This window comes from Nitrospirota bacterium (assembly GCA_016178585.1).
In the GTDB taxonomy this organism is placed as follows: domain Bacteria; phylum Nitrospirota; class Nitrospiria; order JACQBW01; family JACQBW01; genus JACOTA01.
On the sequence record JACOTA010000039.1, the window covers coordinates 1 to 19,239 of the forward strand.

The following is a 19,239-nucleotide window of genomic DNA, read 5'->3' on the forward strand; positions in this document are numbered from 1 at the left end:
ACTTTGCCCGCATCAGAAGCTACCTATCCACAGCTCGTAAAAACGGCTGGAACCTCTTGCAATCCATTACCCAGTCCCTGACAGGTCAACCGTACTTGCCTGAAATGCTTTTTCCTCCCTGACACTCCTGAGTAGTTACGATTTTAGAAAGATTAGACAGGTAGAGGGATGGCACCAGGGCCATTAAGCTTCAGCTTCAAGTTTAACAATAATCCCCGAAAGAATTTCACTTAAATCGATTGGAATGGGAATGATGTTGGGAGGAAGCTCTCCCTGCTGAAATTCACAATTTCCTCCCATATCCCATAAAATCACGCTAGAGATGATTTCTCTGATTTGATATTTTAATCCTTCAAAAAGTTCTTTGGGTGTGATGACGCCCATTTCCACGAGAATAGACCCCTGTCGTTTACCGGTTTTTGTAATTAAATCGGCGGAAATCTTATAGTGTTCTTGGGTGATTTTTCCAATCTTTAATAAAATATCCCCCAGGCGGTCTTCGTTTTCCGAGGAGGAAGCATAAATAAGGTTCCCTTCTTTAAAGAAAAGAGATTTAATAGCTTTTTCCTGATGGAGCTTTAAAACGCCTGTTGTTTTTTTGACTCGAAGCGCTTCAAAAATTTTAGGCAAGTCGGTGAAATGATAATTTCTGGTTTTCATTTATAATTTAATTTTCCTTTAATATCTATCAATTATTATAAAGGATGAGTTTTGGTTGTCAATCGCCGCCCTGGCGGTTAAAACCTGATTCCAGAGCCTGATGTTCGAAAGCGTTTAAAAAAAACGGCGGTTCGTTAGTTGAAAAGGCCGAATCTTTTTTTCTTTTTTGAGAATAAAATTGATAGAAAAAATAGAAACGCCGCCAAAAGAACAATGGTTGCTCCGGATGGGAGGTCATACTCATAAGAAATAATGACCCCTCCGATGGAAGCAAAGACGCCGAAACCGATGGAGAGCGCCATCATCGTTTTCATTCGGCAGGCGAATTGATAGGCGGAAGCGGCGGGAATAATGACCATTGCAAAAACCAAAAGGGCGCCCACAGCTTTGAAAGAAATGACGATGGTCAGAGAAATCAGAGTCAGCAAGAGGAAGAAAAACCGCCGGGCCGGGATTCCCGACGCTTCCGCCATATCCTGATCAAAAGTAATAAAATGGAATTCTTTATAAAACAGGAAAATAAGGAATAAAACGACCCCTCCCAAACCCAGCATAATTTCCAAATCGGCGGGGGTTACGGAAAGAATGCTTCCAAATAAATAGCCGTAAACCTCGGCATTATAAACCTTCATCAAACCGATAAATAAAATAGCAAGCGCCATCGTTAAAGTATAAAAAATTCCGGTTGAAACGTCGAGTTCTGATTTTCCTTTTTCGTAAAGGGCGCCTATCGTCCAAACTGTCCCCAGTCCAAAAACGATGGCCAGAACAAACGGATTAAACTGGATTAAATACCCCAGTGTGACTCCGGCGAATGCGGCGTGAGAAGTTCCAGCTCCGATAAAAGAAAGACCTTTCAAAATGACAAATACGCCGATAATGGAACAGAGCGTTCCAATTAAAATCGAAGAGAGGAGCGCTCTCTGCATAAACCCGTAGTGAAGAAATTCAGCCATGATGGTCCTCCATGATCACATACGCCCCCCGCTCTCGCTCAAGAATCATGACCTCTTTGCCGTAAACTTTTGCCAGGGTTTCGTTCACCAGGACCTCTTTTGGTTTTCCGACGGCGATCAAACTCTTGTTTAAAAGGACCAGGCGGTCGATATAAGGACTAATCGTATTAATTTCATGGGTCACAAAAATAATGGTCAAATGAAGTTCTTTATGCAGTTTTCGGATCAGTTCAATGATGGTGTGGGAAGTCGGAGAATCGATCCCGGTGGTCGGTTCATCCAAAAGAAGAATCTGAGGAAGCTGAGCCAGGGCCCTGGCGATAAACACCCTTCTCTGCTGTCCGCCGGAAAGGTTTCCCAAAGGAGTGTTTCTAAATGAGGCCATGGAAACATTTTCAAGGGATTTCATGACAATTTCGTTATCTTTTTCTCCCGGGCGCTTAAAAAGTCCCAAGGAACTATAACGTCCCATTAAGACTGTTTCAAACACCGTGATCGGAAAATGAGGGTCGACGTTGTCTTTTTGGGGGACATAGCCGATCTTGGCCCTGTGACGACACTGAAGTTTCTCGCAATCGCAATCCAGAATGTGAAGACGGCCTGATTGGGGTAATATCAGGCCTAAAATTGCCCGTAAGAAAGTGGTTTTTCCGGAGCCATTGGGTCCGATGACGCCTATAAACTCTCCCTCCCTGATTTCCAGAGAAAGGTCTTTTAACGCGGGTGTTGTCGTGGAGTACCCAAAAGTGGCATTCTCAAAATGAATCAGCGCGGAGTTTGGCTGGGTTCGGGTTGTTTCGATATTCATATTAATGTTGGATCGCCTCTATCATTTGACGAACATTGTATTCAATCAGGGAGAGGTAGGTTTCGGTTCCAGGAATTGCTCCGGTCAACGGGGAAAGGACAATCAGTTTGGCTCCGGTTTCAGCAGCCAGGATCTGGGGAATTTTAGGGCTAAGCTGCGGTTCTGAGATAATCACCCTGATATTATTTTTCCTGATCAGGTTAATGAGGTCTTTAACCTGTTTGGCCGATGGCTCGCTCCCGATCTGGGTCATGATGTTTCCCGCCACTCTGAAGCCAAAACGTCTCGTGAAATAAGGCCAGGCGGAATGCTGTGTGACGATGGTTTTATTTTTTAAAACTTTTAACTCGTTTAATAAAGAAGTTTCCATTCCGTCGAGTTTCATAAGATAGATTCCCTGATTCTTCAGGTAAAAATCTTTTCCGGCAGGGTCTTTCTTGATCAGACCCTCCGTGATTTTTCTGACCATATTCTTGGCATTTTCCGGATCAAGCCAGATGTGCGGGTTTCCCGCTTCGTTATGGCGGGCATCGTCTGATTCGATATGTTTTTCTTCTTCCCGGATCAGTGGAATTCCGTCAGAAGTGGTTAACACCAGCAAGCCGGGATTTTCCGCGTTTGAGATCAATCCCTGAACCCAGACCTCGAGGCCCAATCCGATTTGGACTAGAATCTGGGCTTTTTTAATTGCGAGGATATCACTCGGTTTCGGCGTGTAGGTATGTTCACTCTCCATTCCAGTGAGGAGACTGGAAACCGATACCCGGGTTTGTCCTATCTGTTCGACAAAATCTTTCAGAACCGAAAGAGTCGTAACGACATTTATTTTTGCTTCATCGGCCCGGGCCGCAAAAGGGACTGCCCAGGGAAAAATCAAAACCACAAAAATAACGATGCTTAAAACCGAAAACCTCTTTCTCAGGACAATTTTTCCCGGGCCGGGTCTTTTAGAGATCATCTTATTCCTCACCCTGATGATGTTCGCTTTCCTTAAATTGGGAATCTGTTGATTTTTTTCTTCTGCCTTCAATTAAAAGGGTTATTTCTCCTTTAACGGCCCATTTTTTTTTAACAATGCCGGATAATGTGCCATAAATAAACTCCTCAAATTTTTTTGTCAATTCCCTGGCAATGACCACCCGGCGTTCGCCGAAAACAGAATAAAACTCTTCTAGAATTTTTAAAATCCGGTGCGGGGTTTCAAAAAAGATTAAGGTTTTCTTTTCGTCTTTTAATTCATCGATGACCCGGAGTCTGGCCGTTTTTTTTTTAGGCAGAAACCCGTTGAAGATAAAGGCATCGGTAGGAAGGCCTGATCCGGATAAGGCCGTTAAGAGGGCGGACGGCCCAGGTAAAGGGATGACCCTTATTCCGTGGTCGATGGCCTGATTGATTAACAAATAGCCGGGATCTGAAATCGTCGGGGTGCCGGCATCGCACACCAATCCAACGTTTCGGCCTTCTTTTAAAAATTGAAGCAGAATGGGGGCCTTTTCTTCTTTATTAAAGTCATGATAACTGGTTAAAACTTTTGAAATTTCAAAATGCGAAAGAAGCTTTTGCGTGTGCCTCGTATCTTCAGAGGCGAGGACATCCACTTCTTTTAAGATGCGTAAAGCTCTTAAAGTCATGTCCTCTAAATTCCCGATAGGGGTTGGAATAATATATAAAACGCCCTGGCTCATTTGAGACGGTAGTATACACGATGCCGACTGTAATTTAAATGGCTAACTCATCTTTTGGCCGGAATGGCATCTTCCGCAGTCATACAGAGGGAAAGCGACTTTCCCATGGCATCTTCCGCAGAACTCTCCTTGAAAGATCCTCTGCATGGAAACAGGGTTTGCGCCTGCTTTCGGCATAAAGATGGCCGGGTGGCAGTTAATGCAGTCGAGCCACTGGGTGTGCGGAAAATGGGGAAAGACGACGTCTTTGAGAGGATATCGTTTGTCGATTTTAAAAACAATGTTGAGGTCATACGGTTTTGAAATCGGCTGAGAAGGGTCCAGCGAGTCTTTAGGGTGAATAGGACCCTGTTGAAGCGCCTTCACCCAATCAATGTAACCGGCTGGCGTGTTAGGAAGATATTCCAAGGCAATGGATTGGGCCGGTTGGTCGTTTGGGAAAACCGGGTTGAACGGAGGGATGGCACACCCCCCGATGATCATAAACATTAAAATAAAACGCGTTATTGAACTCATCACGTCATTTCACGGCGAATACTTCTTAATATGAATTTGATAAAGGTCGTCTTGATTGTTTTCTTTCCACGCCAGATAAATTTCCTGATCTCCTGAAAAAAGGAAAGGACTTAAACCGACCCGGTCGGCGTCGGCATTAATGGGCGCCATCACTTTTGTTGTCCCTGCCGGGAAGATGGATTGCGCGACGATCTTCGGATGCCCCTGGGGATCCCGTTCTTCCCAGGCCAGCATTAATCCGCGGCGATTCGAAGCGAGTGTGGGATTAAAAACCTTTGCCCCGCGGTCAATTATTTCTTCCGGGTCATTTTTCCATCCTTCAGGGGCCAGATGTCGAAGTTGAAGTTTAAAATCTCCTTCCCGGTTTTTTTCTTGAAAGATCAGGTAAAGGGCGCCGTTAAATAAGGTCATGGAAGGATTAAAAGCCTGCATTTGGACGTCTTTATTTAAAGATTTTTTCTGAAAAAACCATTTCCCATCCTCTAAAGCCGCATGATAAATCTGAAAAACTCTTGTTCCATCCGCCTCAGGCCAGACCAAATGACCTTTCCGACCTTCGAAAATAAAACCGGGCGCCATGGTTGTATGCTGGTTTTCCAGGCCAAATCCAGGTCCTTCGGAGATCCAGGATTTTCCTTCCCAACGTTTAATATAGAGTCTGGACCATTCTTTTTCCCCCAATTCATTCCAGGCGATATACGGCGTATCATTTGAGAAGGCCAGCACCGGGTTCCGGGCCTCCTTTCCCGAATCGACATTCAGAGAATCGCCGAGCGAAATCCATTCCGAGCCGTTCCATTCCCTTACATAAAGCTGAGACACCTGATTTCCATTTTTTTCCGTCCAGGCGAGAAAGAGGGATTTTTCATTGGAAGCCAGAAAAGGTGTGGAAGCCGGAGAAAATCGGTCTTTATTCTGACCCTTTCCAAACGCCTCCCACGTTTTTTGATTCCGGTTTAGTTTTTTAATATAAATTTGCTGAATGCCATGGGCATCCGGTTGGGTCCATGAGGCATAAAGCCCTCCCCTCCAAAAGGCGAGAGTAGGGGAAAGGGAATGCCGGCTGGAAAGCGTGTCCGGCATCGGAATGGTTTCGGGATTTAAACGATCGGAAAGGGAAACCCACCCCTCGCCATTGGCAGAAAACGAAAGAAAAGGGAGCAAAGTTAGAGTGAATAAAAAATTCCTGAACTTTTTCAACATTTCAAACGATTTCTCCCGGACCGCCGCGAAAAGGGAAAAAGGGGGCAGAACTACGACTTGGGTTTGGAATGACATCGACTACAATCACTCAGGGGAAAAGAGACTTTTCCATGGCATCGCCCGCAAAATTCCCCTTGAACTATTTTTTCCATGGTAACCGGATTTGAACCTGCCTGCATTTTAAAGATGCCGGGGTGGCAATTTCTGCAGTCGAGCCATTCCGTATGGGGAAGATGGGGATAAACCACATCGGGGATGTCCCCTTTTGCCTTAAAGATGATATTAAAATCAAGCGGAGGCATGGTTGGAATATTGGGGTCTCCGGTCAGATTTTCCTTGGGGTGGATGATCCCTTGTCGAAGGGCCTGAACCCAATCGACATAGCCCTGTTTGGCCTTGGGCAAATAATCAAACGCCAGAGGATGAGCTTCCTCAGACAAAGGTTCGGATCCCAGTGCAGATTTTTCAACGGGATTAGAAGAACTTTCCGTTCCGGTGACCTTTGAAATTTCGGAGTGTGCGCAGGAAGCCATCCCTATAAAAAGAGCCAGTGAAAAAACGGTTTTAAAAAAAAATTTATCCAAATTTACTTTTCTTTTCCAAGCACGGTGATAAGCCCGGTCATTTTATTATGAATAAAACAAAAAAACGGATAATCACCCGGTTCTTTAAAGGTATGGGAATAAAGGGTTCCGGGGTGGAAGTTATCCGCGAAGATTTCAAGGTCTTCAGTCGGTCCAGATCCTGGTACCGACGCGAGCACATGCTGGCGTTCATCGTTATTGTGCCAAACGATCGTATCTCCGACTTTTATGGTTAGTTTATCCGGAACAAATTTATAGCTATTTAAAAGAACCTGGATGTCGTATGTCTGAGGCTCTTCACCGTAAACGGTTAAAGGACTAAAGAATAAACCCAAAAGTATGAAAATAGTCAAGATCATGGCAGGCTTTTCTTATTATCCTGAAACTGGGAGAAAATGGCAAGCGTTACACCATTCACGCAGAACGCTATTTCGGAGGAGCGATAGAGGGTGGACAACCGACGCCCTTATTTCCACAAAGCTCCATGCTGACATCGCCGAAACCTGGAATAACGGTGCCTTCAAACTTATCTCCTTCTTTGGGAATCACATGACACCGGAGACAATCGCTTAAAGGAAAAGCTACGCGGTTATGACAGCGCCCGCAGTATTCTCCCGATGCGATTTTCGGCATTGTCATATTCTTGTTGGTTTCCGCATGGTTCATCAGAAAAATAGCAGGATGACAATTGGTGCAGGATAACCACATGGTGTGAATTTTGTGAGGAAAAGCGACATTGGGCATGAAATTACTTTTGGTCGGAATATCAAAAGTTAAATCGAAAGGAGGCATGTCGGCTTCTTCAGGGTTTAACGATGGTTTTGGGGTGATTTTTCCCTGTCTTAAGGTATCTGCCCAATTGACTAAACCATATTGATCTTTGGGGAGGTCAGAAACTTCCAGCGCCAGGGGATGTTTGGCTAATCCTGATTTATAAGCATCTCCGGCAAAACCGGTAGGGTCTCCCTTTCCAGCCATGACCCCCCTTCCGCTTAAATAAATAGCCTCAGAGGGGGGGATTTTCGAAACTTCTTCTTTGGTTAAAGGGCGTTCATCAGGGCCCGGAGGAAGGGTAATGTGAGAAAGATCGACTTCATTTCCCCCTGATAAAGGTTTTTCAGGGGCCGGTTTGACAGGTTCTGGCTTGCTTTCGGCTTTCGTTTCAGCCGGAGCGGTGGGCGCAGGGGCTGGCTCTGGCTCCGCAACAGGGGTAGTCGGCGCCGGAGTAGCCGTCGCAACGGGTGAAAGAGAACCCTCTTGCGGGGAGGCCTTAGTCTCAACCTTGGTTTCATCGGAGATTCGGGCAGGAGAACCTGAATCCGAGACCTGACTCGTATGAAACCACGAGCACGAATAAAGAAAGAAAACCCCTGTACCAATCAATAAAAGCTTCGAAAACTTCAATTTATTCATCATAGGACATCATCCTGACGTTTATCCAAAATGGAATGAAAATGATGATCGTTAGACTATTTGACAAACCCTCTCGCCTTTGGAATGGAAATGTCACTCTTTCCAGAATGGCAGCGGTCGCAATAAATGGGCGGCCAGGCGATTCTTCCGTTATGACATTTGCCACAAAAATTCCCTTTGACGATTTTGACCATGGTAATGTCATTTGCGCCCTGTTTCATTTCAAAAATATTGGGATGACAAACTTTGCATTTAAAACGAATTCTATGAAACCAGTGGGGAAAAACCACCGGAGGCATTCCGGCTTTTTCGGCATAGTGATTCAATGTAATATCACCATATTCGGCTTTGCTGGTTGTGGCCGTGCTTAAAAGACCCGCAATTGAAAAGATTGATGCGGAAACCGCAAGGAAAAGGGTAAGGCTGAAGATTTTTTTCTTATTCATAGGCTCACCAGTTGAATAAAAAATATTAATCGGAGTTGTAAAAGAATTGATGAAGAATGGAGGCTACTTTAGCCGAATTGGAAAAGTGTGTCAATAGGAATTTTCAGTTATTTTTATGATTTTATTCATCAAAGGAAAATTGGGTAAAATAATCAATCGGTACAGGAGGGTTTTCGGGCCTGCCAGGGTTAAGCCCAAGAACAGCGATAGAAAGTTGTCATTGCGAGCGAAGCGAAGCAATCTCGCCATCGTGAACCGAGATCGCCACGCACCCTGCGGGCGCTCGCGATGACAGGCAAAACAAGGAGTTACAAATCCTATCGCTGTTCTTGAGGGAGAAGCTGACCATTCTCTTCTCTCTGATTTCGACGAGAAAGAGGTCAAGCGGTTTTATGAATCGATGGAGCTTGCCCGCTCTTTCGATGAGAAAGCCCTTCATTTACAACGTCAAGGCAGATTGGGGACTTACGCTTCTATCAGGGGTCAAGAGGCTATCCAGGTCGGCGCAGGTCTGGCTCTTCAACCTTCGGATTGGTGGTTTCCCGCCTTTCGGGATATCGGTATTTCGATCATCAGAGGCCTTCCTTTAAAAAACCTTTTTTTTTACTGGTCCGGGGATGAAAGAGGAAATGTCATTCCTCCAAACCAGAACGACTTCCCGATCGCGATTCCTGTGGGAACCCATATTCCCCATGCCGTCGGCGCCGCCTGGGGGGCTAAAATCAAAGGCGATCCGATTGCCGTGCTGGTTACTTTTGGCGATGGAGCGACGTCAAAAGGAGATTTTCACGAAGGGATGAATCTTGCCGGGGTTTTTTCCCTCCCCGTGGTTTTTTTATGTCAAAACAATCAATGGGCCATATCCGTCCCCCGGTCGAGGCAAACGGCCTCCCAAACCCTGGCTCAAAAAGCCATTGCTTATGGAATGACCGGCGTTCAAATTGATGGTAACGATGTTTTCGGGGTGCATCAAACGACCAAAGCGGCGTTGGAAAAGGCCCGTAAGGGAGGCGGACCGACCTTTATCGAAGCTGTGACCTATCGGATGGGAGATCATACAACGGCTGACGATGCCTCACGCTACCGGTCGTCTGAAGAGGTTAAAGAGTGGGAAAAGAAGGACCCGATTCTTCGGCTAAAACAGTATATGAAAAATAAAAACTGGTGGACACAGTCCTATGAAGACCAGGTCAATCAAAACAGCCAGAATCGGATCTTGGAAGCGGTTAAAGAATATGAAGAATCCCCGCCTGTCGACCCCGGGGAAATATTTGACTATGTGTTTGAAAAACCAACGCCCGATCTGGTTGAACAGAAGAAAATTTTTCGGAAGAAAAAGTGAAGATGGAAAAATTGACGCTTGTTCAAGCCATTAATCTGGCCCTGAAAGAGGAGATGGCAAGCAATCCCAATGTTGTTGTGATGGGAGAAGACGTCGGTAAAGATGGCGGTGTCTTCCGCGCAACGGTAGGATTACTTGAAGCGTTCGGTGAAAAACGGGTCATCGACACCCCTCTTTCAGAAACAGGTATTGTTGGCGCGGCGGTCGGAATGGCGGCTTATGGATTAATTCCGGTTGTTGAAATCCAATTTTTGGGGTTTATTTATCCCGCAATGGAACAAATTATCTCTCATGCCGCACGGTTACGAACCCGGACAAAAAGCCGCTATCATTGCCCCATGGTCATTCGGGCTCCCTATGGCGGGGGAATTCATGCTCCCGAGCATCACTCTGAAAGCTCCGAAGCCTTATTTTTTCATGTCCCTGGAATAAAAGTGGTTGTTCCGTCGACGCCATCGGATGCCAGAGCTCTTCTGAAATCGGCGATCCGGGACCCGGACCCGGTGTTGTTTTTAGAGCCTGCCCGGATTTACCGGTCGATCAAGGAGGAAATCAAAGGAGATGGTTTGGTTCCTCTGGGAGAAGCGCGAACGGCCAAAACGGGTAAGGATATCACATTAATCGCCTGGGGAGCGATGCTTCAGGTTGCCTTAAAAGCTGCTGAAGCGGTTCAAAAGGAAGGAATTGAAGCGGAGGTTATAGATTTAAGGACGCTCTATCCCATGGATACGGATAAAATAATAGAGTCGATTAAAAAAACAGGCCGCGGGGTTATCGTCCATGAGGCGCCCTTAAAAGGGGGGCTGGGAGGCGAAATCGCGGCGGTCATTCAGGAAAAAGCGCTCCTCTATCTTGAGGCGCCTGTCTCAAGAGTTGCGGGCTTTAATACCGCGATTCCCCTTCCGAAAATGGAACAGTTTTATCTGCCGAACCCTGAGGGGATTGTCGAGGCTATTCATCGAACGCTTTGTTTCTAACTTTATTTACGGGTGGAGATTTATTCATGCCGAAAGAATTTAAATTTGCGGATTTAGGCGAAGGGATTACCGAAGGGGAAATTGTAAAGTGGTTTGTTCAGGAAGGGTCCGCGGTTACCGTGGACCAGACCCTTCTTGAAGTTGAAACCGATAAGGCAATCGTACCCATTTCTTCTCCTTTTACAGGGATCATTAAAGCGATTCATGGAAAAGAAGGGGAAATCATAAAGGTCGGGGATGTGTTAGTGGAGTTCTCGGACGAAAGGCTTAAAAAAGATTTCGGGTCCGTTGTTGGCATACTGGAAGAAGCCCCGGAAGATTTGGAAGAGGCGCGGCCGGATCCTGGTGTCATTGAAAAGTCCCGTGCCATTCCTTCAGTAAGGGTTTTGGCCAGGTCGATCGGAGTCGATTTAAACCGGGTGAAAGGAACGGGTCCCGAAGGACGGATTCGAAAAGAGGATGTTTTAGCTTATTCTTCAGCTTCAGAGGTGGAAAGCAAAAGGCTTGCGCCTCATGCTGCGCCAGGCGGGAAGCCGGAGTCGGGCGGCATTGAGATCGAAGTTGTCCGCCCTCCAGATTCAGTGGAGCGGATTCCTTTTAAAGGGATCAGAAGAACGGCCGCCAGGCTTGTGGTTGATTCGGTCCAGAAAATACCCCACGTTACCTTTATGGATAAAGCCGATATGACCCGTCTGCAAGAGGTGCGGGAGCAGGAGAAGACGGCGATCGAAAAACAAGGCCTTAAGTTAACCTATCTCCCTTTTATCATCAAATCGGTCATTGCCGGGTTAAAGCTCTATCCTTATTTAAACTCAAGTCTGGATGAAGGTCGTCAGGAAATTATATTAAAAAAATATTATCATATCGGGATCGCTGTCGATACGCCAAACGGCCTAATGGTTTTTGCCCTCAAAAATGCCGACCAAAAAAGCATTCTCGAGATCGCGAGAGAACTCAATGATCTGGGTCAAAAAGCGGTCTCCAGAACCATTGACTTAAAAGATTTAAAGGGAAGCACTTTTACGATCACTAATTATGGGGTCATTGGCGGAACTTACGGGACGCCCATCATCAATTATCCCGAAGCCGCCATTCTGGGTGTTGGAAAGATTGAAGACCAGGCCGTTGTCATCAACGGAAAAATTGTCATCCGAAAGATTGCCCCCCTCTCCCTTGCTTTTGATCATCGCCTTATTGACGGGGCGGATGCCGGCCGATTTTTAAACGCCGTGATCGAGCATATCCAGAACCCCAACCTTCTCCTCATCGAAAGCCGATAAAAGTCTCCCCCAAGAGAGATAGGATTTGTAACTCCTTGTTTTGCCTGTCATCGCGAGCACCCGTAGGGTGCGTGGCGATCTCGGTTCAAGATAGCGAGATTGCTTCACTTCGCTCGCAATGACAACTTTCTATCGCTGGTCTTGGGTCCTCTTTTTCATATTGACGGTTACGGCTGAATTGTGCTAATTTATTGAAAAATCGTCCATTTTTATTTCCTTTTTTGGAAATTTAATTTCTTGATTTAAAGACGACTTTCTTAAAACGAAAAACAGGGTAGGAATTTTTCTATGAAGTTGACAGGCTCCCAAATTTTACTTGAATCTCTTAAGAAAGAAGGGGTCGATACCATTTTTGGTCTTCCCGGAGGGGTGGTGTTGGGTATTTTTGATGCCCTTTATCATGAAAAGGCCCTGAAGGTCATCTTGACCCGCCATGAGCAGGGGGCCATGCATATGGGTGAGGGGTATGCCAAAGTAACCGGTAAAGCGGGGGTCGTTCTGGTGACCTCGGGACCCGGAGCGACCAATACCGTGACAGGGTTAACCAACGCCTATATGGATTCCTGTCCACTGGTGGTGATTACCGGTCAGGTGCCTACTCAAATGATTGGGAACGACGCCTTTCAGGAAGCCGATATTGTCGGAATCAGCCGTCCCTGCACGAAGTATAGTTTTCTCGTCAAAGATGTCAAAGATCTTGCCCAGATTATCAAAGAAGCGTTTTATATTGCGACCACCGGGCGCCCTGGTCCGGTTTTAATTGATCTCCCCAAAGATGTGACCTTTGCCAAAACCGAGTTTAAATATCCCGATAAGGTTTCGATCCGGAGTTATAACCCAACCATTCAGGGAAATAAATGGCAGGTCAAACAGGCGGCTCTTTCCATCGCAAAGGCCAAAAGACCCGTTTTGTACGTGGGTGGCGGTGTGGTGCTCTCTAATGCTTACGACGAAATCAAGGAATTGGCTGAACTAACCCAGATTCCGGTAACGATGACCTTAATGGGATTGGGGGCTTTTCCAGGCACACACCCTCTTTCCCTGGGAATGCTGGGCATGCATGGCTTGGCCTGCGCCAATTGGGCCGTTCATGACTGTGATCTATTAATTGCCGTGGGGGCGCGGTTTGACGACAGGGTTACCGGTAAGGTTTCTGAATTTGCGCCCAATTGCGAGGTGATCCATATTGATATCGACCCCACTTCGATCCGAAAGAATTTTAAGGTAGACGTTCCGATCGTCGGGGATGTGAAGAGTGTTTTAAAAGAATTAAATGAGGTCATTAAAAATTCTTTTATCGGCAACGAAGATTTGAAGGCGTTGAGAAAACCCTGGATGGCTCAAATTGGACAATGGAAAAAGGAACGGCCGCTGCAATATCATCAAGAAGCGGATGTCATTAAGCCCCAGTTTGTCATCGAAAAGCTCTATGAACTCACCAAGGGAAACGCCATTGTAACCACCGATGTCGGACAACATCAGATGTGGGCGGCGCAGTTTTATAAATTTAATCAATCCCGTACCTTTTTAAATTCCGGAGGTTTGGGAACGATGGGTTACGGTTTCCCCGCGGCTCTGGGAGCCCAGGCGGCTTTTCCGGAAAAACTTGTGATTAATATTAGCGGGGATGGAAGCATCCAGATGAATATTCAGGAATTGGCGACTGCAGTGGTGGAAAACCTCCCGGTGAAGGTAGCGATTTTGAATAACCGATATTTAGGAATGGTTCGCCAATGGCAGCAGCTTTTTTACGAAAACCGGTATTCTTCCAGCTATCTCGATCAAAGCCCCGATTTTGTCAAATTGGCCGAAGCCTACGGAGCGGTGGGACTCAGAGCGTCCAGGCCCGATGAAGTCGAGGGCGTCATTCTCAAGGCGTTAAAAGTTAAAGGGCCCGTCGTCATGGATTTTGTGGTGGATTCCAATGAAAACGTTTATCCTATGGTTCCGGCCGGCGGGTCAAACTACGCCATGGTTTTCGAAGATCCGAAGCCTGTTCAGGAAGACAAGCCTGCCCGATTGGCAGATCCCGATTCAATTTTAACCGCGTAATTTAAAGAAATTTAACTCATGCAGCGTATCATTTCAATTCAGGTTGAGAACAAGTTTGGCGTTTTATCGCGAGTCGCCGGTCTTTTCAGCGGACGAGGATTTAATATTGAAAGCCTTTCAGTGGGTCCGACAACAGATCCCACCATGTCTCAAATGACGATTGTCACTGAAGGGGATGAGCGGATTATCGAACAGATCGTCAAGCAGCTCAATAAGCTGATCGATGTCATTAAAGTGGTTGATTTAACTGAAAACGAGTTCGTCGAACGGGAAATGGCTTTAATCAAAGTCCATGCAAAGGGAGAAGATCGGGCGGAGGCCCTTCGGCTCACCGATATCTTTAGAGCAAAAATCATCGATTCCAGTCCAACTTCTTATACCATTGAAATCTCCGGCGAGGTAAAAAAAATAGAAGCAATGATTAACCTCCTTCGACCCTTGGGAATAAAGGAGGTCGTCCGCACCGGTCGTATCGCGATTGCTCGTGAAGAAGCCAAAATGCTGTTGCAAAGAGAAAAGAAGGTCGCGGAAGGCTAATTTTAATAAAATAGATAGGGATGAAAAAAATGAAGATTTATTACGATCAGGACGGAGAGTTAAAAAATCTAAAAAATAAAACCATTGCCATTATTGGCTATGGAAGCCAGGGGCATGCTCACGCCAACAATTTAAAGGAGAGCGGACTCAATGTGGTGGTTGGATTAAGACCGGGGAAATCATGGGAAAAAGCAGAGCGGGCAGGGTTGAAGGTCATGAAGGTGAGTGACGCCGCAAAGGCCTCTGACATCCTCATGATTTTGGCTCCGGATGAACTTCAGGGCGCTCTTTTTTCGGAAGAAATCGCGCCCTTTCTTAAAGAAGGCGCTTATTTAGCCTTTGCGCACGGGTTTAGCATTCATTTCGGCCAGATTATTCCGCGAAAAGACCTGAATGTCTTTATGGTCGCCCCTAAAGGTCCGGGTCATCTGGTGCGGTCAGAATATACCAAAGGAAGCGGTGTTCCAGCTCTTTTGGCCATTCATCAAGACCCTTCCGGTGACACTAAAAACATTGGGCTGGCCTATGCCAAAGGCATCGGCGCCGGGAGAGCCGGGGTTATCGAAACGAATTTCCGGGAAGAAACCGAGACCGATCTTTTTGGAGAACAGTCCGTTCTCTGCGGCGGCTTGACCGCGCTCATTATGGCCGGATACGAAACCCTGACCGAAGCCGGATATTCTCCCGAAATGGCCTATTTTGAATGTCTCCATGAAGTCAAATTGATTGTCGACCTGATTTATGAAGGGGGAATTTCCAACATGAGGTATTCGATCAGCAATACCGCCAAATATGGAGATCTAACCCGCGGTCCGCGAATCGTTACCGAACAGACTAAAGCGGAAATGAAAAAAATATTGTCCGAAATCCAGTCTGGCTCTTTTGCGAAAGAATGGATTCTTGAAAACAAAGCCAATCGGCCTGTTTTCAATGCCTTAAGTAAAAAGGGCGAAAAACACCCGATTGAAGAGGTCGGGGCTCGCCTGCGGGAGATGATGCCATGGTTAAAAAAGGAACGGCTGGTTGACAAAAACAAAAACTAGAACGTTTCCTATCGCGACGGAGGGTTTTCCGTATGTCTTCGCGGGAATCGGAGCAACCCTTCTTTCTCTCCTGTTTGGTTTAACTTCAATAACGGTTTTCTTTGGTTTAGTCACCGTTTTCGTCCTTCAGTTTTTTAGAAATCCCAATCGAAAAGGTTCACAGGAAGAGGGGGTTATCCTTTCGCCGGCGGACGGGGAAATTATCTCGGTTGAACTCATACAGGAAGACCGGTTTTTAAAAGACAAAGCGATCAAAATCAGCATCTTCATGAACGTTTTTAATGTGCATGTGAACCGGGCTCCCTATTCCGGAGTTGTCAAGAAAATTTCTTATACCAGGGGGAAGTTCTTTGCGGCAAATGCGGAAAAAGCCTCTCTGGAAAATGAACAAAATGCGATTTTGCTGGAGACAGATAAAGGAAAGAAAATCCTTTTTATCCAGATTGCCGGACTGATTGCCCGGAGGATCATCTGTTATGCCAAAGAAGGGGATCGATTGGAAAAAGGGGAGCGGTGTGGTATAATAAAGTTCGGTTCAAGAGTCGACCTTTACCTTCCCTCCGATTCGAAAGTGGCCGTTAAAGCGAAAGAAAAGGTCAAAGGGGGAGAAACCGTGATTGGAGTCTTATCATGATTAAAATGACAAAGGTAAAACAAAAAGGAGTTTATTTAATTCCTAACCTGTTTACCACCGGGAATATTTTCAGCGGTTTTTACGCCATTATTTCAATATTTAATGCGGAATATCTGATGGCTGCCTACGCCATTCTTGCCGCGACCATATTTGACACCCTTGACGGAAAAGCGGCCCGATTAGCCAATGCTACCAGCCGGTTCGGGACAGAATATGATTCCCTGGCTGATTTAATTTCTTTCGGTTTGGCCCCGGGATTGTTGATTTATTCCTGGGCGTTGCATTCGTACAATCGCCTGGGATGGATCGCCGCTTTTCTTTTCGTCGTTTGTGGCGCATTGCGTCTTGCAAGGTTTAACGTCCAATCCACGGTGTCAGATCCCCGGTATTTTACCGGGCTTCCTATTCCTGCGGCCGCCAGCACTGTTGCGATGATGGTCATCCTGGACAATCACATTCTAAGGCTTGGGTCTGAAGTAAAACCGGTTTTAATTCTCGTGATGACCTACGCCCTGGCTTTCTTAATGGTCAGTAATATCAAATATCGCAGTTTTAAAGATATTAATTTAAATTCCAAACGTTCTTTTCAATATCTGGTTTGGGCGATTCTTATTTTTGTCGTGATTGTGTTAGAGCCCCATATTATGTTATTCTCAATCGTGGTTCTCTATGCGCTTTCAGGGCCGATTTCCAGGCCTTTTAGAGCGGTGTTTTCAAGGGCCTCGACGAAGAAAGAAGAGATTGATTCGGATGAAGAATTTGATGATTTTGATGAGGAGCAGATTCATCATCCTCATCGATAAAAATAAATAAAGGCATTGAAGAGGAATAGTAAACCATTTTGTCTAACAAAATAAGAGCTTGAACATCAGGCTTTGCCTGTGTGAAAGCGGGGTTCGGGGGCATTGGAGGATTTCGCGAAGCGAAACCGCACAGGCCCTTGAGTCTAATAGAGAGCCGGTGGATGGTGCAAACCGGCAGGCAAATGGTTGAACTCGCCTTGGAGCCGCATCTTTGAACGGGGGACTCATTCCTGCCAGGAGATGCCGGAAGCTTACCGTAACCAAAAGCCAATGAAGGAACTCTTTTTGATTTAAAAAAAGAGGTCAAAGCAGGGTGGTACCACGAAGAAACCTTCGTCCCTGTGAGGTTGTCGTAACGACCTTACAGGCATGAAGGTTTCTTTATTTCTAGCTAGTGTAGTGAGTCCAACGCTTCTTTACATTTGGTTTGTCATTGCGAGGAACATTAGTGACGAAGCAATCCCCTGTTTATGTCCGTTAAAAAGCGAGATTGCTTCACTTCGTTCGCAATGACAATCTTTAACATGATATGCTGGCTGGTTATAATGCAAAGTATGACTCACTACACTAGAGAGAGAATAAAGCGGAATAACCGGCTTTGCCGGTATGAAGCGCGGGGGAACGGGGGGCATTGAGCGGAGTACGCGAAGGCCCCTCGATAGAATAGACAGGAGAGAAAAAATGAGGACCATTAAAATATTTGATACGACCTTAAGAGACGGGGAGCAGTCCCCGGGATGCAGTATGAATGTGGAAGAAAAGGTCATCATCGCCAGGCAATTGGCTCAGCTTGGGGTCGATATTATCGAAGCGGGCTTTGCCATCAGCTCGCCTGGGGATTTTGAGGCGATTCAAAAAATATCACGGGAGGTTGAAGGACCGGTCATTTGCAGTCTTGCCAGGGCGCGAGTGGAGGATATAGAGCGCGCGGCAGCTGCCATCGCCGACGCTCCGCGAAAAAGAATTCATACTTTTCTCTCGACATCCGATATTCATCTTGAACACCAGTTCAGGATGACCCGGGATGAAGCTAAAGACCGGGCGTCTGAAATGGTCCGAAGGGCAAAAGCCCTGGTTGACGATGTGGAGTTTTCTCCGATGGATGCCACCCGGTCTGACCCGTTTTATCTTTATAGCGTTTTGGAAGCGGTGATTGATGCCGGAGCCATTACGATTAACATTCCGGATACGGTTGGATACGCAACGCCGGAGGAATTTGGCGCTCTGATTAAAGGGATTAAAGAAAATGTCCGGAATATTCAGTATGCCGTCATATCGGTTCATTGCCATAATGACCTGGGGCTGGCTGTCGCCAATTCGTTGGCCGCGATAAAAAACGGAGCGGGACAGGTGGAGTGCACCATTAATGGAATCGGGGAACGGGCTGGAAATGCTTCCCTGGAAGAGGTGGTCATGGCGTTAAGGATAAAAAAGAATGTCTACGATGCTGATACAAAAGTGAAAACTGAAGAAATTATCAAAAGCAGCCGCCTGCTCACCCGAATTACCGGCATGCAGGTGCAGGCAAACAAAGCCATTGTCGGAGCGAACGCTTTTGCCCATGAATCGGGGATTCACCAGGATGGACTCCTCAAAGAAAAATCAACGTATGAAATTATTTCACCGGCGTCGGTCGGTTTAAGCCAGAGTAAAATGGTCATGGGAAAACATTCCGGACGACACGCTTTTAGAACCCGTTTAAAAGAAATGGGGTTTGAACTGACGGAAGATGAGATGAATCATGCGTTTGAAAGGTTTAAAAAGCTGGCTGACCAGAAAAAAGAGGTGTATGAAGATGACTTAAATGCCATTGTCAGCGATGAAATTTCCAAACAGCATGAAACTTTTCGGCTGAAAAACCTCTATGTGGAAAGTGGAACGCAGGTTAGTCCAACAGCGACTATTGAATTGGAGAGAGAAGGCCGGGTTATCAAAGAAATTGGTAAAGGAGATGGGCCCGTCGATGCGGTTTACAAAACGCTTGATAAACTCACTCAGAATAAAGGAAAACTTCTTTCTTATATCGTGTCGGCCATTACCGGCGGGACGGACGCGCAGGGCGAAGTTACGGTCAAGCTGGAGGAAAATGGCAAGGTCGTCGCGGGTCATGGTTCTGATACCGATATTTTGATCGCCAGCGCCAAAGCCTACTTAAATGCGCTCAACAAGCTGGCAGGAATGAGAGACCTTCATTCTGGCAAAAAAATCTCCATCCACAACCCGTAATCGATGACGGATCCAAAAACCGCTAAAGAAGCTCCCTATGAAAAAAATAAATTTTATTTAATGAAAAATTTGTG

At 46.1% G+C, this 19,239-nt stretch carries 20 protein-coding genes and 1 other annotated feature; of the genes, 9 read left to right on the top strand and 11 right to left on the bottom strand.

The features are described 5' to 3' along the window. Window positions 1-183: 183 nt before the first annotated feature. The 11 genes from HYR79_06775 to HYR79_06825 all read right to left on the bottom strand — a co-directional run bounded on the left by HYR79_06775 (window position 184) and on the right by HYR79_06825 (window position 8,271). Window positions 184-660 carry a DUF4388 domain-containing protein gene (locus HYR79_06775; GenBank protein MBI1821397.1) on the bottom strand — a complete coding sequence of 159 codons (477 nt, stop codon included), beginning with the start codon at window positions 658-660 and terminating at the stop codon, window positions 184-186. Window positions 661-794: 134 nt separating this feature from the next. Beyond that, window positions 795-1,616, bottom strand: a complete 822-nt coding sequence (locus HYR79_06780; protein ID MBI1821398.1) for a metal ABC transporter permease — start codon at window positions 1,614-1,616, stop codon at window positions 795-797. Next, the gene (locus HYR79_06785) at window positions 1,609-2,424 is read right to left on the bottom strand and encodes a metal ABC transporter ATP-binding protein (GenBank protein ID MBI1821399.1); all 816 of its coding nucleotides are present in this window, start codon (window positions 2,422-2,424) and stop codon (window positions 1,609-1,611) included. The genes HYR79_06780 and HYR79_06785 overlap by 8 nt, the downstream gene beginning before the upstream one ends. 1 nt (window position 2,425) lies before the next feature. Continuing rightward, entirely contained in the window at window positions 2,426-3,382 is a 957-nt protein-coding gene (locus HYR79_06790) for a zinc ABC transporter substrate-binding protein (protein MBI1821400.1), read from the bottom strand. A gap of 1 nt (window position 3,383) precedes the next feature. Beyond that, entirely contained in the window at window positions 3,384-4,109 is a 726-nt protein-coding gene (rsmI, locus tag HYR79_06795; GenBank protein ID MBI1821401.1) for a 16S rRNA (cytidine(1402)-2'-O)-methyltransferase, read from the bottom strand. A gap of 42 nt (window positions 4,110-4,151) precedes the next feature. Then, complete coding sequence (locus tag HYR79_06800) at window positions 4,152-4,625, bottom strand: hypothetical protein (GenBank protein ID MBI1821402.1); 474 nt, start codon at window positions 4,623-4,625, stop codon at window positions 4,152-4,154. Window positions 4,626-4,634: 9 nt separating this feature from the next. Then, window positions 4,635-5,828 (bottom strand): hypothetical protein, encoded by a 1,194-nt coding sequence (locus tag HYR79_06805; GenBank protein ID MBI1821403.1) that lies wholly within the window; start codon window positions 5,826-5,828, stop codon window positions 4,635-4,637. A 50-nt stretch (window positions 5,829-5,878) separates the two neighbouring features. After that, window positions 5,879-6,412 carry a hypothetical protein gene (locus HYR79_06810; GenBank protein ID MBI1821404.1) on the bottom strand — a complete coding sequence of 178 codons (534 nt, stop codon included), beginning with the start codon at window positions 6,410-6,412 and terminating at the stop codon, window positions 5,879-5,881. Window positions 6,413-6,414: 2 nt separating this feature from the next. After that, a complete protein-coding gene (locus HYR79_06815) occupies window positions 6,415-6,765 on the bottom strand; it encodes a cupredoxin domain-containing protein (GenBank protein ID MBI1821405.1) in 351 nt (116 codons plus the stop codon). A 73-nt stretch (window positions 6,766-6,838) separates the two neighbouring features. After that, window positions 6,839-7,828, bottom strand: coding sequence for a hypothetical protein (locus HYR79_06820; protein MBI1821406.1), 990 nt, complete (start codon window positions 7,826-7,828; stop codon window positions 6,839-6,841). A 53-nt stretch (window positions 7,829-7,881) separates the two neighbouring features. Further along, entirely contained in the window at window positions 7,882-8,271 is a 390-nt protein-coding gene (locus tag HYR79_06825) for a hypothetical protein (GenBank protein ID MBI1821407.1), read from the bottom strand. Window positions 8,272-8,590: 319 nt separating this feature from the next. Here HYR79_06825 and pdhA point away from each other — a divergent pair, with 319 nt between their 5' ends. The 9 genes from pdhA to HYR79_06870 all read left to right on the top strand — a co-directional run bounded on the left by pdhA (window position 8,591) and on the right by HYR79_06870 (window position 19,165). Further along, window positions 8,591-9,613 carry a pyruvate dehydrogenase (acetyl-transferring) E1 component subunit alpha gene (gene pdhA / locus HYR79_06830; GenBank protein MBI1821408.1) on the top strand — a complete coding sequence of 341 codons (1,023 nt, stop codon included), beginning with the start codon at window positions 8,591-8,593 and terminating at the stop codon, window positions 9,611-9,613. Window positions 9,614-9,615: 2 nt separating this feature from the next. Then, entirely contained in the window at window positions 9,616-10,590 is a 975-nt protein-coding gene (locus HYR79_06835; GenBank protein MBI1821409.1) for an alpha-ketoacid dehydrogenase subunit beta, read from the top strand. Between the two features lie 26 nt (window positions 10,591-10,616). Further along, the gene (locus HYR79_06840; protein ID MBI1821410.1) at window positions 10,617-11,870 is read left to right on the top strand and encodes a 2-oxo acid dehydrogenase subunit E2; all 1,254 of its coding nucleotides are present in this window, start codon (window positions 10,617-10,619) and stop codon (window positions 11,868-11,870) included. 288 nt (window positions 11,871-12,158) lie between these two features. Further along, complete coding sequence (gene ilvB, locus HYR79_06845) at window positions 12,159-13,922, top strand: biosynthetic-type acetolactate synthase large subunit (protein MBI1821411.1); 1,764 nt, start codon at window positions 12,159-12,161, stop codon at window positions 13,920-13,922. Window positions 13,923-13,940: 18 nt separating this feature from the next. Further along, window positions 13,941-14,459 (top strand): acetolactate synthase small subunit, encoded by a 519-nt coding sequence (gene ilvN, locus HYR79_06850; protein ID MBI1821412.1) that lies wholly within the window; start codon window positions 13,941-13,943, stop codon window positions 14,457-14,459. A 29-nt stretch (window positions 14,460-14,488) separates the two neighbouring features. Further along, window positions 14,489-15,502: a ketol-acid reductoisomerase gene (gene ilvC, locus HYR79_06855; protein ID MBI1821413.1), complete on the top strand. Its 1,014-nt coding sequence runs from the start codon at window positions 14,489-14,491 to the stop codon at window positions 15,500-15,502. Then, on the top strand, window positions 15,483-16,136 hold the full coding sequence (locus HYR79_06860; protein MBI1821414.1) for a phosphatidylserine decarboxylase family protein: 654 nt from the start codon (window positions 15,483-15,485) through the stop codon (window positions 16,134-16,136). Before ilvC ends, HYR79_06860 begins: the two co-directional genes overlap by 20 nt. Next, window positions 16,133-16,939: a CDP-diacylglycerol--serine O-phosphatidyltransferase gene (gene pssA, locus HYR79_06865; GenBank protein MBI1821415.1), complete on the top strand. Its 807-nt coding sequence runs from the start codon at window positions 16,133-16,135 to the stop codon at window positions 16,937-16,939. Before HYR79_06860 ends, pssA begins: the two co-directional genes overlap by 4 nt. A gap of 6 nt (window positions 16,940-16,945) precedes the next feature. After that, window positions 16,946-17,283, top strand: a binding site (T-box leader). Window positions 17,284-17,620: 337 nt separating this feature from the next. Continuing rightward, complete coding sequence (locus HYR79_06870; GenBank protein MBI1821416.1) at window positions 17,621-19,165, top strand: 2-isopropylmalate synthase; 1,545 nt, start codon at window positions 17,621-17,623, stop codon at window positions 19,163-19,165. Window positions 19,166-19,239 lie beyond the last annotated feature (74 nt).